Origin of the sequence: Phreatobacter oligotrophus (assembly GCF_003046185.1) — a bacterium.
GTDB lineage: Bacteria > Pseudomonadota > Alphaproteobacteria > Rhizobiales > Phreatobacteraceae > Phreatobacter > Phreatobacter oligotrophus.
Genome location: NZ_PZZL01000029.1, coordinates 1 through 14,443, shown reverse-complemented (window position 1 = coordinate 14,443; position 14,443 = coordinate 1). Strand labels below are relative to the sequence as shown.

Genomic DNA, 14,443 nt, shown 5'->3' with positions numbered 1-14,443 from the left:
GAGCGCTGGGCTACCGTTCCCCGCGCGAGTTCATCGCATCACGAGCAAACGAAACCACGGTGGTGATCGCGTCCGATAATTGAGGGGCTACAACAATTGTCTGGGTGATCACTTCAACGCTACTAGCGGCGTCTAGCATGGCTTGCGACGTGGCTGCGGCAACACAGGATTGCTGTTCCACGGCTGCGGAAATGCTGCCCGAAATGTCGTTGATGCTCGAGATCGTCTGGGTGATCTCATCGATTGCGTCGTGCACTTCTTTGCTTGAGGCCTGTACGGCCTGGATACGGACGTTGATTTCTTCTGTCGCTTTGGCTGTTTGGCTGGACAGGCTTTTGACTTCGCTCGCAACAACTGCAAATCCTCGACCCGATTCGCCTGCGCGTGCGGCTTCGATCGTCGCATTGAGCGCAAGTAGATTCGTCTGACCTGCGATCGACGAGATCATTTCAATAACAGCGCTGATTTTCTTGGAGTTATCTACAAGGCTCAAGACGGTTTCGCTGACCTGACGAGCCTGTTGAACGGCCTTATCGGAAACACTCAAAGCTTGAGAGACTTGCCCGTTGATTTCCTGCACCGATGTTGAAAGCTGCGACGATCCCGCCGCAACAGAGTTAACGATGTTCGACGTTTCAACTGCGGCAGCAGCGGCGCTTGCCGCCCGTTCATGCGTATTGGTAACGGCCGCAGCAATATCAGGAATTCCGGCGAGAATCTGGTTTCGGGCAACGAGTTCAGCGATGCTTGCCTGCTTCATCGCCGTGATGTCCACTGCGAGCTGCAATACGCCCGACACATTGTCATCGATACCGAATAGTGGATTGTAAGAGGAATGAATCCAAACATCCTGCCCTTTTTTATTTTTAAAGCGAAATTCTCCCGAATGAAATCTTCCGGAACGAAGCCTCTTCCAGAAAGTAGCATACTCTGGAGTTTCGGCTTCAGTTGAATCGATCAAGAGCCGATGATGACGCCCCACTATTTCATCTCTGTTATAATCCATCAGCTTTAGGAAATTTGTGTTAGCTGCAACAATCTCCCCATTACGATCATATTCAATAGAAGCTTGCGACCGATTTATCGCTTCAATTTTGCTTTCGAGATTTACTCTCTCTTTTTTTTCTAGCGAAATATTCGTGGCAAACATAACGACCTTGTAGGGCTTGCGGCTCTTGAATACGACGTTATAGCTGCCTTGCAACCATATTTCCTGACCATTTTTGGTTATCCAGAGAATTTCGGATATGAAAAATTTGTCATTTTTAAGTGTATTCCAGAAACTGGTTTGTTCGTCCTTTTCGGCGTCTTGCTTTGCAGTAATTGATGAATGCTGCTTTCCCAAAACTTCATTTAATGAATAACCCAAAAGATCGAGAAACATCGCGTTCGCCGATATTATTTTGCCTTCGAGATCGAACTCGACCATTGCCTTGGAGGTTTTAAGCGCACGCAAAACGTTAGCCGAATCGATGTTGAATTCGAACATAATCTACCCCAGTAGCCTCGAGATTCTGCTGTCTCTGATCGCAGCATATAGCTAAAGCTCGGTAAATGTGGTGACTGCAGCTGCCACTTTTTTTGGCGAAATTGAACATCTGACAGCAGCAAGATTGCGTCAGCCCCAGTTTTGCCTGCCGATTCATACACCGGCGAATATCTGTGGAATGACGCCTCTTATGACCCCAAAACGGATCACATAGTGGGGCGCCATCACTTCTCAGGAGTTGAGCCCACCCGCGATCCCGGGGTAGTTCATGTATTGTGGGCGTCGATTGCGGATTGGAAGAAGGACAGAGTGTTATGGTTCAACGCTTCACCATCAGCCTAGATGCTGAGTTGGCAGCCACCCTCGACGGTTACATGGTCAAGAGAGGTGCCAGTAACCGATCGGAAGCCATCCGGGACCTTATCCGAAACGCTCTGACGTTGAACCATACGGACAAATCCAACAACTGCGTCGCAGTGGTTTCATACGTCTACGACCACCATGAGCGGCAGCTAGGATCGCGCCTGATCAAGCACCATCATGAACATCACGACCTCGCTGTCTCGACGCTCCATGTGCACATCGATCATCACCATTGCCTTGAGATGACGGTACTGCGTGGGCCGGGCGAGGCGGTTCGCCGTCTGGCTGAGGCCACCCTTGCGGAACGTGGTGTGCAGTTCGGCCATGTCAATCTCATTCCGCTTAAAGAGCATGGCGGCCATCATCAGCACGATGACGGCGCAAATCATGTGCACCAGCGACCGGCCCTTTGACTGTGCAGCCTAGGTAGCCCGCCAGGCGAGGATGCCGATTTTGACCTCACTTCGGTCGATCACGCGGCCCTCGTTTGTGCGATCCCAAAATGGAGCCTAACGACTGAGATCCGGTTAACTTGACATCAGCATCGATTGCTATTCCTTGGTCGGGCACTATCATACTTTTCAGATTAATCGTCATAAGGATCACGCCCTCATGTTGTGGGTCCGCTGGATAGTCGGGTTTCTCCTGGTGTTCAGCTCTGCCAGTTTGTCTACTGCGGAGCAAAAACCCCGGAGCGGCGGGGCCGCCATCATCGCCATCCAGGGCGATCCGGGGCATTTCAACCCGGCGATCTCGACGGCCGGGCCGCTGCATGCGGTTGCAGGCTCGCTTTATAACGGGCTCGTTGCGCTCGACCGGCAAGGCAATCCTCAACCCGATTTGGCGCGCTCTTGGATGATCTCGCAGGATGGCCGGACAGCGACGTTCACGCTGGTCAATGGGGTGCGCTGGCATGACGGCCAGCCGTTCACCTCCGCCGATGTGAAGTTCTCATTTGAGGAGGTTCTTTTTCGGTTCCATGCGCGGGCCCGGGCGGGGCTCGCGTCGGCGGTCGAAGCTATCGAGACCCCCGATCCGCAGACGGTCGTGTTCCAACTTAGGCGGCCGCATCCGGCGCTCCTGCGCCAGCTCGACGTTACCGAGGCGCCTATCATTCCGCGCCATGTCCATCAGGGCACAGACGTGATGCAAAGCCCTGCCAATCTGCGGCCGGTCGGGACGGGTCCGTTCCGCTTCGACAGCTATCAGCGCGACGGTCAGGTCGTCTTCGTTCGCAACCCTAATTACTTCAAACCGGAGTTACCCCGCCTGGATCGCCTGATCTTCAGAGTGATCCCCGATTCCGCCACGCAGGTGAGCGCGTTTCTGGCCGGCGAGATCGACATGCTCGCCCGGGTTTCGGCGATCGATGCGCAGCGTCTGCGCGGACAACCAATCACGCTCGTCGACACGACGTCCGGCGCTGGCGGCGCGAACTGCATCATGACGCTGGTCTTTAACCTCAACCGTCCGGCGCTGGCCGATCTAAGGGTCCGGCGCGCGTTGACTCTTGCTATCGACCGCCAGCAGATACTGGAGCGCGTTATCTTTGGGCAAGGACGCGTTGCAGCGGCTCCCATCGCCAGCGGGATTGGGTGGGCGCATCAGCCCGGGCTTCTCGATGGGGCGCAGGTCGATGTGGTAGCCGCGAACAAGCTTCTCGATGAGGCGGGCCTAGCCCGCGGCGCGAGCGGTGTGCGGGCGACCCTCGACATCTTGCATTTCCCGGCCTTCGCGCGTTACTCGGAGCTCATGCGCCAGCAGCTCGCGGCGATCGGCATCGCGCTCAACATGCGCCAACTGGATGCGGCGGCCTTCCCGACGGCTGTGTTCAGCGAACGCGCCTTCGACCTCGCGCTGATCTCCTATTGCAACGGCGTCGATCCTGAGATCGGCGTACGGCGTATGTATCATTCCTCCGCGATCGGCACTGTGCCTTTCTCGAACGCCGCTCATATCCGCGATGCCGAGATCGATCGTTTGTTCGATATTGCGGGATCGACCGGCGATACGGCCGTACGGGGAGAAGCCTACCGGGCTGCCCAGCGCCGAATTGTCGAGCTTCTTCCCTACTGGTGGCTGGTGGAGACGGATTTCACGGCCGCTTGGCGCAATGACTTGACCGGATTCAGCCCTTGGAGCGGCCAGTTCGCCGAGACCGCCTGGCGGCTGCGATGATCCGATACGCGGTGGGCCGCCTCCTCTTAGGGGTCGTCGCGGTCTGGGTCGCGGCGACGCTCGCCTTTCTGCTAGCGCATCTGGCTCCGGGGGGGCCGGCCATAGGGCTTGGCGGCGAGAACGGTGCACCCGGCCATATAGAGGCGGTGAATCGCGCCCTCGGCCTCGATCGGCCCTTGCCCGTCATTTATCTCGACTGGCTGTCGCGGCTCGTGATTGGGGATCTCGGCTATTCCTGGCGGGCGCAGGCGCCGGTGGCGGTCATCATCCGGGACCACGCGCCGGTCACTCTCGGACTTATGGTGCCGGCGCTGGTTCTGGCGACCCTGGCGGGACTGCCGATTGGCCTCTGGGCGGCGTCCGCTCGCAACAGCAACGGATGGTTTGCCGGCGCGCTCAGCGCTCTGCATGCGCTGCCGTCCTACGTCGTGGCGCAGGCGCTCGTCTTCGTGTTCGCGCTGGGGCTCGGGTTGTTTCCGGTTCAGGGCCTCTCCGACCCAAGGGTCAGCCTCGACGGGGTCGCACGGATGGCGGATCTCGTCTGGCGAATGACCTTGCCGGTCCTATCCTTGGCACTTCTGCAAATGGCGTTTATAGCGCTGGTCGCCCGATCGCGCGTCGCGGAAGAGATGGCGCGGCCCTATACGAAGACGGCTTATGCCAAGGGTCTGGGAACGACCGCGGTCAAGCTGCGCCATGCATTGCCGAACGCCGCGCTGCCGCTTGTAACTCTGGTCGGTTGGCGCTTGGGCGCAGCGATCGGGGGCTCGGTCGTGATCGAAACGGTCTTCGCGCTCCCGGGCCTTGGACGTCTTGCTGTTACCTCAGCAAGCGCACGCGACACGCCGGTCGTGATCGGCATTGTGCTCGTGGCTTGCACGACGACGATCGCCGTCAATGTCCTGGTTGACCTCATTGTTCGCCATCTCTATCCCCGGAGCGACGACGCATGGCGTTGACCGTCTCCTGTAGTCGTTCGTTGGAGATCGCCGCGGTCGTGGCCTTGGCCGTGATCGTGCTGGTCCCGCAAGGGTCATGGGTGAACCAGCCGCTGGAAGCGCCTTTTGTTTCCCCGCGCTGGACACACCCATTCGGATCCGACGATCTCGGCCGCGACATGCTAGCAATGGTTCTTCAGGGGCTGCGCACATCTTTGCTGGTAGGCCTCGGGACCGTAAGTCTTGCGCTCGCTCTCGGTGTGGCGGTCGGCACCATCGCGGGATTGGCCTCGGAGATCGTCGATGACTTGCTAATGCGCTTGGCCGATATCGTTCAATCTTTGCCGACGCTGCTTTTGGCGATCCTTGTGGCGGCAATGTTTGGTGGTTCAGTAACGTTGCTCATCCTCGTTCTGGGCCTCACACGCTGGCCGCTCGTCGCACGCCTCGTGAGGGTTGAAACTAGGGCCCTGAGAAGTCGTGAGTTCGTTTTGGCTGCTGTCGCCTTGGGTGCCAGCACGACGATGATTGTTAGCCGTCATATTCTGCCGCACGTCGCCACAATCGCAAGAGCGGCAACCGCAATCCTGTTCGGTGGTGCCCTCGTTTCCGAAGCGGCGCTGGCCTTTGTCGGGCTTGGTGACCCAAGTGCCACAAGTCTCGGACAGCTTGCAGCGAGGGGATTCCAGTTTGTGACTCATGCGCCCTGGATGTGGTTCGCTCCAGTGAGCGCGATTTGCGGGCTCGCTTTCGGCGTTGCATTGATATCCGAGCGCCTTGGTACTGCAATGCGAGTGCAGGCGTGAAGTCCCAGCAAATGCCGGACCACGTCGAGCGTGCGCTTTATGTGATGCCGCCACCCGAAATTTTGGGGTCTGCTTCACTGATCTCCACCTCAAATCGGTTGCGAATTTTCAAGCGTTCAAATCAGGAGTGGCTCGGTTTGTTGAACAGTTTCCGGTCTGCCGATAGGTGGTTTCGCCCTTTGGTTACGTCGCCGCCGGAATTGGCTGCAGTGCTCTGATGAAGGTTTGGTCGGGTGTCTGTCCTGCCAGTCCCTGATTTGGGCGACGCCGTTGCTGATCAGCATCATGGTGAAGGCCCGGTTGGTGAACTGGGAACCCTAATCAGTATTGAAGATCTCCGATTTGCCTAGCGCGCCATCGCCTCCCCGCTCCGTCGCAGGGCCGGATCATGGAGGGGTCATCGCAGAATCTGGTCGGGAGCGTACGCTAAGGGTTTTCGGCTGGGGTTTGGGTGCGTAGCGGTCGATAATGATCGGGCGGGCGGTAGAGTGTCAATTCGCTTTCAATCGCCGCCCCTTTGTCGCGCCCAAAGCTACCCCCCCTTCGTATGGCGCTGACGCGAGCGGACGCCCCGGCTGAGCTGGTCGGGGTTGCTCAGCCGGGGCGGCTGCGGCTTCAGATGGCGATAGCGTCGTGAGGCTCAGGCGCGGTTCTTGAAGCGCCAGCTTTCGTTGCCGGTCTCGACGATGTCGCAGTGATGTGTGAGCCGGTCGAGCATGGCGGTGGTCATCTTGGCGTCGCCGAAGACCTGCGGCCAGTCGGCGAAGGCGAGGTTGGTGGTGATGACGATCGAGGTGTTCTGTAAGCGATGTCCTCAGGCCACGGCCTTGAGCGGCGCAGGGGCATAGGCCCACGGCAGCAGTTCGTCGATTTGGCTCTGGGGGTGGCCGGCGACGATGCGGGCGATGACGTCCGCGAGGTAGGCTTGCGGATCGACGGCGTTTAGCTTGCAGGTCTCGACGAGCGAAGCGATCGTGGCCCAGTGACCGCCGCCGCCGTCGGAGCCCGCGAAGAGCGCGTTCTTCCTGTTCAGCGCGATCGGCCTGATCGAACGCTCGACGACGTTGGAGTCGATCTCGATGCGGCCGTCGTCGAGGAAGCGGGTGAGGCCGGCCCAGCGGGAGAGCGCGTAGCGGATGGCTTCGGCGAGCTTGCTCTTCTGGCTGACGAGGGCGAGCTTGTCGCGCAGCCAAGGCTCCATCGCGGCGATGAGGGGGCGGCTCCTGTGCTGGCGAGCGGTGCGGCGCTCGTCCGGGCTGCGGCCGCGGATGTCGCCCTCGATGCGATAGAGCTCGGCGATACGGGTGAGCGCCTCTGCGGCGATCGGCGCCGGGCCGGACTGGGCAAGCTCGTAGAACTTGCGCCGGACATGGCTCCAGCAGAAGGCGAGGCTCACGGCGTTCTTCTCGGCGAGCGCGCGATAGCCGGCATATCCATCCACCTGCAGCACGCCGACGAAGCCCTTGAGGTGGCCGGTGATGGTCTCGCCCTTGCGGTCGGGCGCATAGAGGTAGGCGACGCCGGGTGGGTCGGCCCCTCCCCAGGGTCGGTCGTCCCGAGCATAGGCGAAGAGCTGGCCGGTCTTCGTGCGCCCACGACCGGGATCGAGCACCGGCGCCGTGGTCTCGTCGGCGAAGAGCTTGCCCGAGGCCTTGAGCTTCTCGAACAGCCGCTCGTGGATTGGTCGGAGCAGGAAGGCCGCTTTGCCGACCCAATCGGCGAGCGTGGAGCGGTCGAGGTTGATGCCCTGTCGGGCGTAGATCTGGCTCTGGCGGTAGAGCGGCAGGTGGTCGGCGTACTTGGCGACGAGCACGTGCGCCACCGTCGCCTCGGTCGGAATGCCGCCTTCGACGAGCCTGGCGGGCACCGGCGCCTGCACCACGACTTCCTCGCAGGCCCGACAGGCGTACTTCGGCCGGCGGGTGACGATGACGCGGAACTGAGCCGGCACGATGTCGAGACGCTCGGACACATCCTCACCCATGACGTGCAGTTGGCCGCGGCAGCACGGGCAGGTCTTGTCGGCGATGTCGATGATCCTCTCGATCCGCGGCAGATGCGCCGGCAGCGAGCCGCGGTTGGCGCTACGCTTCCTGGTCCTCGTCTCGCGCTTCGCGGGATCGCCGCCGTCCTCTGTCGCGAAGCCTTCGGCCTCGACCTGCTCGGCCTCCTCGAGGCCCAGGAGCAGTTGGTCGACCGGCAGGCTCTCGGCGCGCCGGCCGAAGCGGTGGCGCTGCAGCTCCTTGATGATCTGGCGCAGCCGATCGATCTCGGCCTCGCGCGCCGCCAGCATGGCCTTCAGGGCGGCGGGATCATCCGGCAGGCTGGCGTTCAGCTCGTTCACGAAGCCGATTCAATCATGGATTACAATGCTTTGCCAGCACCTTGGCTGGCTGAAGCATCAACTTGCCGCGACCGGGACGCGCGTCTCGCGCGCGTCATGCACGCGCCGCCAGTCGAGGCCTTCCAGAAGCGCTTGCAGCTGCGCCGCGGTGAGCCGCATCACACCATTGGTGATCGCCGGCCAGCAGAACTTCCCGTCCTCCAGCTTCTTCGCCAACAGGCACACCCCGGTGCCATCGAAGTAGACGAGCTTGATCCTGTCGGCGCGACGGGCCCGGAAGACGTAGACCGCGCCGGAGAAGGGATCGGCACCCATCGTGTCGCGCACCAGCGCCGCCAGGCCCTCCGCCCCCTTGCGAAAGTCGACGGGCTTCGTCGCCACCATGACGCGCACCGCGCCGGTCGGACCAATCATGCCCCGCCCTTCAAGGCGCCGATCACTGCCGCGATCGTGGCCGGCGAAGCGCCGTTCTCGATCGTCACCTGCACGCCGCCGACGTCGATCTCGATCGCCGCCGCACGACGTCGCGACGCTCTGCGTCTGGTGCGCTGCCGTGGTGGCTTCGCAGGCGCGGGCTCGGCCACCGACGGCACGATAACCGCTGGCACGAAGGCGGGCGCCTCAGCCGCCTTGCGGGCCTCCCGACGCCACGTAAACAGCTGCTGCGGCGTCAGCCCGTGCCGGCGCGCTACCGCCGACACGACCGCGCCCGGCACAAGCGTCTCCTCCAGGATCCGCGCACGTTCGTCGCTCGACCAGCGCCGGCGGCCCATCGCCCCGTTGATCACCTCGAAGCGGCGAACCTCGGCCGGCGGCTCAAGCCTATGGTCAAGTCTGGACACAAAACGATCCTCCAAATCGGATCGTCACAATGCCCGCTCACCCCGCGTCGAAGAAGGTGCGCTCAGGACAGCGCTTACTTTCCAGCAGCTGGTTTCGCTCGCAGAGCAGGCGGGATGGAGCCGCAACGTGGTCGCGCGATCCGTGCTGGCTTTGGCTTTTGCCCACACGGCCGCCGGTTTTGCGGAACAAGCCCATCTTCAGCAGCGGACCGCTCGCACCACCAAGGGCTCCCATTGAATCACAAGGAGACTAGGCGCCAGTGGCCGGTCGCCTGGGGAACGCTTCTGCCTGATCGATACGCGTCGTCAGCGTCCAGATCAGACCTTGGGGTGCAAATTCTATCTTGCTTGATGCGCCGTCGAACCGTCCGGCCGCCTGAGCGATCACGACCTGACCAAACCCTCGGCGCTGCGGTGGCGAGACCACCGGTCCGCCGGTCTCCTGCCAAACCACGTTGAGTGCTTTTGCGCCTTCGTCTATTCGGACGGACCACTCGACCCTGACGATCCCCACATCGTTTGACCAGGCACCATACTTGACCGCATTGGTCGCCAGCTCGTGAATCGCCAAGCCGATTGACTGGGTCAGATCGGCATTCAAAAGAACCTCAGGCCCGCTCATAATCAGTCGCAACGGCGACGGGCAGAATGGCTCGAGCTGGCGGCGAATAAGTTGATCGAGAGGTGCGGTCTGCCAGCTCTGATTCACCAGCAAATCAACCCCGATAGCGAGCCCTTGCGTGCGATCGGTAAGCTTGTCGGCAAGTTCTGTTGCGGTAGCAGCTCCGCGGGCAGTCTGGCGAACCATGGAGTTGACCACGGTCAGCTGGTTTTTGAGACGGTGAGCGAGTTCGCGGAGCAAGAACTGTTGGTGAACCCTGGCGCTTGTCAGCTCCCCAAGCCGTTGTCGAAGAGTAGCTGAGGCGTCTGACAGCGCGGCATTGAGAACCTGCGCTTCCTCGATACGTAGCTTGCGGCAACTAATCCCTTCGCCTTCCGCCAGTGTTTGCGCGTCACGCGATACGGCCCGGATCTCGGCAGCAATCTGCTGGCTCAACAGGGTGGCAATGAGCATTGCAATCGCAAGCAGGAGGGCGCCGATGATGCCCATGGCCCGAATCTGCCGACGAACAGGGGCGTAGAGGGTGTCGAGCGGATAGCTCAGACCCGCCGTCCAGCCAAACCGGGTTGCGGTGTAGGAAGTGAGGGACTTCACCCCTTCAAGCGTGACGGATTCAACCGTCCCCTCGACGGGTGAGGACGCAATGGCCTGTCGCCAGCTCTCGGCAGCCAGGCTGCCCAAGCGGTTCGTATGATCAGGAATACGGGCAATGAAACGCCGTTGTCTGTCGAGGATCGCAACGGCCGCATCAGATCCAAACTTGTTCTCTATAAGCTTCAAGAACTCTGAGGGCGGCATCGACACCATGATTGTAAACCGCGTCGAACCCCCATCGACGACGGGATAGATCAGCATCGTGATGAGCTCGCCCGTTCGCTCATCTCGCACGAGATCGGACACGTCAGGGGTCTTGAGATCGGAGGGGCGACGGACGGTATCAAGCGTCATCTCGCGGGGATCGAGTGGTTCCCCAAACGCTTGCCGTGTCGATAGGATCGTACGCCCCTGATTGTCGGCCATCACGATCCAGGTGGCGGGCATCCGTTGGACGATTGCGCTCGCCTCCCGGTGAAAGGCAGCGAGGTCACCGTCTCGAAGCGATTGCGACGCCGAAATCGATGTCGCAATGGCCGTATGGGTCTCGACCTCATTCTCGACCAAAGCAGCGAGCGTCCGGGCCGCTGCGATATGCCCTCCGCTGACCGCGTTGCGCTCAGCGTTGATCAGCTGCTGCATCAACAAGGTGGACAGCATGATCAGCGGAAGGGAAACGCCGACCACAAGCGCAAAGATAGCCTGCGGCAGAGAGATGCGTCGGAACGTCATACGTCAGGCGCCTCTGTCCCACACGCTACGTAAATCGCCTAACAAGATACCAGCAAGCCCTTTGGTTCCCCTATGTCTTTTGACATGTCAAGGTCGCGGGGTCGTAGTGGGCTGTTAGCCTTTCGGCTGGCAGGTCTAAGCCACGACATTGGGCTCGTTGCCTACCGTTGCCCCTAGCTTCGCAGGAGCTCCGAGTTCGTCACGGCGGATGTACCGGCCTCCTCGGGCGGGTTGGGCGGCGAGGGCAGACCCAGAGCCGTTTTGGACGTATGAGTGCAGACAATACTGCGCGGAGCTGACATTGCGAATGTCAGGGCCGGGCCCAAAGAACGGCTGCAGGCGGCGTCAGCTTCGCGCCTCGATAACGGAGACTGACGTCACTAATGGAAGCCGACATGAGCCGCGAGACCGAAGACGTCTGTACAAGGCTCGATTGTGGTACCCTGCTGAGGCATCACGCGCCCAACATCTGCATCCACAAGCCCCAGACCGATCATGTGCCGCGGCGTGGTGGTGACATGCTGACTTATGCCACAGTCAGGTTCACCCTATCGGTGCTATGTTACGAGTGAGACGTGGGCCTCATCGCCCAAGAGATATCCGATGATTGTCGCGCCTTGCCACGCTGAGCGTCTTCTGTCTCGGTGGCTGCACGGGGTCGAGCGCTTCGGAACCAATGGTACATGAGGCACCCGGCGGTCGATCAGGCCTTGGACTAGCCTTATCGTCGGAAGAGGGGCAGCATCTTGCCGGATCGGCCGAGTGATTTTCCGGCTTGCCAAGCGTGAGCGTTATATCGGCTGCGAGTTCCCCCGTGATGATGCCCAGCCAACTGTTCCAAGAAGCCCCATATCGAGGCCGCCGCGCCGTTCTCGCGACCATGCATGGCAAGGAGCAAGCGATCGGGCCACCGATGCGGCGTCTTTTGGGTCTTGAACTGGTCGGTGCGCCGGAGCTCGACACGGATCGTTTTGGCACCTTCGCAGGCGATGTCCCGCGAAACGGGAGCATGCTGGAGGTGGCCGTCAGGAAGGCCCGTGAAGGCATGCGGCTATCGCAGGCGCGTCTGGGTCTGGCGAGTGAAGGCACCTACGGGCCGCATCCAGACATCCCGTTTATGACGGTCGGCCGGGAGATCATCGTTCTTGTCGATGACGACGCAGGCCTAACCGTGCAGGAGCACCTGATCACGCATGACGTGACGTGCACATTGCGGTTTGTCGAGCCAGGCTCCGACTGGATGTCCTTTCTCGACGAGATCGGCTTTCCGGCCCAGGGTGTTTTGGTGCGGTCGCATCAAGCGAGCCGGAATGCCTATCTGCGGAAGGACTTGCGCGATGCCGCTGAGGTTGCGGCCGCGGTGGCCCAAGCGGCGCGTCTTTCCCAGGACGGACGGGCACGGATTGAAACCGACATGCGGGCCCACCGCAACCCATCCAGAATGGCCGTGCTCGCGACCCTTGCCGAAAAACTGGCGCACCGGATCGCAGCGCCTTGTCCTGCCTGTCGGGCGCCGGGGTTCGGCGTGATCGAGACCCACAAGGGGCTTCCTTGCAGCGAATGCGGGACGCCGACCGCGAGCATTCGCCTGCACGTCCATGGCTGTCTGCTCTGCGAGTTCCGGGACGAGCGCGGCCGCCCCGACGGACGCCTGACGGAGGAACCCTATTTCTGTTCCTGGTGTAATCCCTGATCCCGCATGTCTCACGCATACGCCTCGGCGCGCCGGGCCTGCGGGCCACCATGTGCCGATCCACTTGTCATCGTGACAGCGATGGAGTTGCCCCCTCAGGTAACGTCACCTGCCCTGAGCAAGAAGGCGGACGGCGCGGGGAGAACCCTTTGCCATCGAAGCGCGAGGCTTCCGAGCGATCACCCACGGGTTCATGATGGCGCATGATTGCTGAGTGACAGAGGTGTGGTGGTAAGGGCTGCATCCGTCTCGTAGATTGGTTGCCGGTCGGAGTGGCCCTGACGGTCTTCGGCGCGACGAGAGGGGATCTCGATGGATGCATCTTTGCTGCAGGCGATCGTCGATCCCGCGATCCTCTTCTTCTTTTTCGGGCTCTTCGCCGGTTTCGTCCGGTCGAACCTGTCGATCCCCGAGCAGATTGCCAAGTTCCTGTCGCTCTATCTGCTGATGTCGATTGGCTACAAGGGGGGCGTCAGCCTGTCCCAGACCGGCCTTACCGCTCAGATGGCCTTGGCGCTGACGGCGGCGATGATCCTGGCCTTCGTCATTCCCGCCTATGCCTTCATGCTGCTGCGCCGACGGCTCAATCCCTTTGATGCAGCAGCCATCGCTGCGACCTATGGGTCGGTGAGCGCAGTGACCTTCATCACAGCCGTCGCCTTCCTGGAGCGTCAGGGCGTCAGCTTCGGCGGCTATATGGCGGTCGCACTCGTGCTGATGGAAAGCCCGGCGATCATCATGGCCGTGCTTCTGGCCAACGTCGTGCGCTCGCGGTCCGTCGTGGCGGGAGGGACTGCAGACGGTAACGTCTCCGTCGGCAAGGTGCTGCACGAAGCCTTTACGGATGGCGCCCACCTGTTGCTGCTCGGCAGCTTGCTCATCGGCTACATCACGGGTCTACCGGGCAAGGCGGCGCTTGACCCCTTCATCACATCGATCCAGAAGGGGCTTCTCCTGTTCTTCCTGCTGGAAATGGGCTTGCTCGTGGCGCGCCGCTCGCGCGATCTCAAGCTCGACGGTCCCTTCCTGGCCGTCTTTGCCATAGCAGTTCCGATTGCGAACGCTGTTTTTGCCACCGCATTGGCAAAGGCCTTTGGGCTCGGATTGGGGGACGCCTTCCTGCTGACCGTACTTGCTGCAAGCGCGTCTTACATCGTTGTTCCCGCAGTCGTGCGCTATGCCATCCCCGAGGCCAATGCCAGCCTCTACTTCGGCATGTCTCTCGCCGTGACTTTCCCGTTCAATATCCTGCTCGGGATCCCGACCTACTTCCTCGTTCTCCGGCAGCTCTGGGGTTGAGCCCATGTCCGCGACCCGCGTTGAAATCATGGTCGGCGACGCTCTCGTCACACCGCTGACCGAACTGTTGGACCGTCATGCGCCCGCTGCCTATGTCGTTGTGGAAGGACTCAGCGGCGTGAACCGGCGTGGCGTCTCCTCGCCTGGGCTCGCCGATGCGCTTGTCGTGGTGGTGTGTCGAAGCGCCACGAGCAAAGCACTGCTGGACAACCTCAAGGCCTTTCTGAGCCGCTATGGCGGCGTTGCGTTCGCGACGGACGGGTTCGGGGTGAACGTCGATTGATCTTTGAAAACGCAGGATTGGCAGGCGTTCGAAGCCCCCCTGGGCGAGAGGGAGAGCCCTTAGTCCGGCCCCTCAGGGTTGGTGCCCTCGATCGGCGACAGAACGGCATAGGCGAGGCGCGTCGGCGCACCGCCGGCAATTGCGGGCGGGGCATAGGCATAGCCCTCGGCTTCGAGGTCCGGCACGAGCTCGCGCAGGCGCGCGAGCATGGCGCGGTCGGACGGGTGCCAGACGACGAGCGCTCCCTCGCGCGCGAGGCG

At 61.3% G+C, this 14,443-nt stretch carries 13 protein-coding genes and 1 pseudogene; 7 read left to right on the top strand and 7 right to left on the bottom strand.

Going from position 1 to position 14,443, the window contains the following annotated elements:
* Positions 1-10: 10 nt before the first annotated feature.
* Positions 11-1,489, bottom strand: coding sequence for a methyl-accepting chemotaxis protein (locus C8P69_RS22565; protein ID WP_108179686.1), 1,479 nt, complete (start codon positions 1,487-1,489; stop codon positions 11-13).
* Positions 1,490-1,803: 314 nt separating this feature from the next.
* On the opposite strand from C8P69_RS22565, the gene nikR reads away from it, so the two are divergent.
* From nikR to C8P69_RS22545, 4 genes are all read left to right on the top strand, one after another.
* A complete protein-coding gene (gene nikR / locus C8P69_RS22560) occupies positions 1,804-2,265 on the top strand; it encodes a nickel-responsive transcriptional regulator NikR (RefSeq protein WP_108179685.1) in 462 nt (153 codons plus the stop codon).
* A 199-nt stretch (positions 2,266-2,464) separates the two neighbouring features.
* The gene (locus C8P69_RS22555) at positions 2,465-4,030 is read left to right on the top strand and encodes an ABC transporter substrate-binding protein (protein WP_108179684.1); all 1,566 of its coding nucleotides are present in this window, start codon (positions 2,465-2,467) and stop codon (positions 4,028-4,030) included.
* Positions 4,027-4,989: an ABC transporter permease gene (locus C8P69_RS22550; RefSeq protein ID WP_108179683.1), complete on the top strand. Its 963-nt coding sequence runs from the start codon at positions 4,027-4,029 to the stop codon at positions 4,987-4,989. The genes C8P69_RS22555 and C8P69_RS22550 overlap by 4 nt, the downstream gene beginning before the upstream one ends.
* Entirely contained in the window at positions 4,980-5,774 is a 795-nt protein-coding gene (locus C8P69_RS22545) for an ABC transporter permease (protein WP_108179682.1), read from the top strand. Before C8P69_RS22550 ends, C8P69_RS22545 begins: the two co-directional genes overlap by 10 nt.
* Positions 5,775-6,414: 640 nt before the next feature.
* Here C8P69_RS22545 and C8P69_RS22540 read toward each other — a convergent pair.
* From C8P69_RS22540 to C8P69_RS22520, 5 genes and pseudogenes are all read right to left on the bottom strand, one after another.
* Positions 6,415-6,576, bottom strand: a pseudogene (locus C8P69_RS22540) (ATP-binding protein); the annotation flags it as partial.
* Between the two features lie 12 nt (positions 6,577-6,588).
* Positions 6,589-8,067 carry an IS66 family transposase gene (gene tnpC / locus C8P69_RS22535; RefSeq protein WP_108179690.1) on the bottom strand — a complete coding sequence of 493 codons (1,479 nt, stop codon included), beginning with the start codon at positions 8,065-8,067 and terminating at the stop codon, positions 6,589-6,591.
* 108 nt (positions 8,068-8,175) lie between these two features.
* A complete protein-coding gene (tnpB, locus tag C8P69_RS22530; protein WP_108179681.1) occupies positions 8,176-8,532 on the bottom strand; it encodes an IS66 family insertion sequence element accessory protein TnpB in 357 nt (118 codons plus the stop codon).
* Positions 8,529-8,960: an IS66-like element accessory protein TnpA gene (tnpA, locus tag C8P69_RS22525; protein ID WP_245902207.1), complete on the bottom strand. Its 432-nt coding sequence runs from the start codon at positions 8,958-8,960 to the stop codon at positions 8,529-8,531. The genes tnpB and tnpA overlap by 4 nt, the downstream gene beginning before the upstream one ends.
* Before the next feature lie 250 nt (positions 8,961-9,210).
* Positions 9,211-10,908, bottom strand: coding sequence for a sensor histidine kinase (locus C8P69_RS22520; RefSeq protein ID WP_108179680.1), 1,698 nt, complete (start codon positions 10,906-10,908; stop codon positions 9,211-9,213).
* A gap of 817 nt (positions 10,909-11,725) precedes the next feature.
* Between C8P69_RS22520 and C8P69_RS22515 the strand changes: the two genes are divergently transcribed.
* The 3 genes from C8P69_RS22515 (at position 11,726) to C8P69_RS22505 (ending at position 14,183) form a co-directional block, all read left to right on the top strand.
* Entirely contained in the window at positions 11,726-12,601 is an 876-nt protein-coding gene (locus C8P69_RS22515; RefSeq protein ID WP_245902208.1) for a DUF6671 family protein, read from the top strand.
* Between the two features lie 312 nt (positions 12,602-12,913).
* On the top strand, positions 12,914-13,900 hold the full coding sequence (locus tag C8P69_RS22510; protein WP_245902206.1) for a sodium-dependent bicarbonate transport family permease: 987 nt from the start codon (positions 12,914-12,916) through the stop codon (positions 13,898-13,900).
* Between the two features lie 4 nt (positions 13,901-13,904).
* Positions 13,905-14,183 carry a hypothetical protein gene (locus C8P69_RS22505; protein WP_108179679.1) on the top strand — a complete coding sequence of 93 codons (279 nt, stop codon included), beginning with the start codon at positions 13,905-13,907 and terminating at the stop codon, positions 14,181-14,183.
* Positions 14,184-14,242: 59 nt separating this feature from the next.
* Here the strand turns inward: C8P69_RS22505 and C8P69_RS24005 are convergent.
* Positions 14,243-14,443, bottom strand: a 201-nt coding sequence (locus tag C8P69_RS24005) for a hypothetical protein (RefSeq protein WP_170118364.1), incomplete at its 5' end; no start/stop codon positions are given.

Coding starts and splice junctions, on each gene's coding strand:
- C8P69_RS22545 (WP_108179682.1), top strand. CDS start 4,980: ATGGCGTTGACCGTCTCCTGTAGTCGTTCGTTGGAGATCGCCGCGGTC.
- C8P69_RS22510 (WP_245902206.1), top strand. CDS start 12,914: ATGGATGCATCTTTGCTGCAGGCGATCGTCGATCCCGCGATCCTCTTC.
- tnpC (WP_108179690.1), bottom strand. CDS start 8,067: ATGCTGGCGGCGCGCGAGGCCGAGATCGATCGGCTGCGCCAGATCATC.
- C8P69_RS22515 (WP_245902208.1), top strand. CDS start 11,726: ATGATGCCCAGCCAACTGTTCCAAGAAGCCCCATATCGAGGCCGCCGC.
- nikR (WP_108179685.1), top strand. CDS start 1,804: ATGGTTCAACGCTTCACCATCAGCCTAGATGCTGAGTTGGCAGCCACC.
- C8P69_RS22565 (WP_108179686.1), bottom strand. CDS start 1,489: ATGTTCGAATTCAACATCGATTCGGCTAACGTTTTGCGTGCGCTTAAA.
- C8P69_RS22550 (WP_108179683.1), top strand. CDS start 4,027: ATGATCCGATACGCGGTGGGCCGCCTCCTCTTAGGGGTCGTCGCGGTC.
- C8P69_RS22505 (WP_108179679.1), top strand. CDS start 13,905: ATGTCCGCGACCCGCGTTGAAATCATGGTCGGCGACGCTCTCGTCACA.
- C8P69_RS22555 (WP_108179684.1), top strand. CDS start 2,465: ATGTTGTGGGTCCGCTGGATAGTCGGGTTTCTCCTGGTGTTCAGCTCT.
- tnpB (WP_108179681.1), bottom strand. CDS start 8,532: ATGATTGGTCCGACCGGCGCGGTGCGCGTCATGGTGGCGACGAAGCCC.
- C8P69_RS22520 (WP_108179680.1), bottom strand. CDS start 10,908: ATGACGTTCCGACGCATCTCTCTGCCGCAGGCTATCTTTGCGCTTGTG.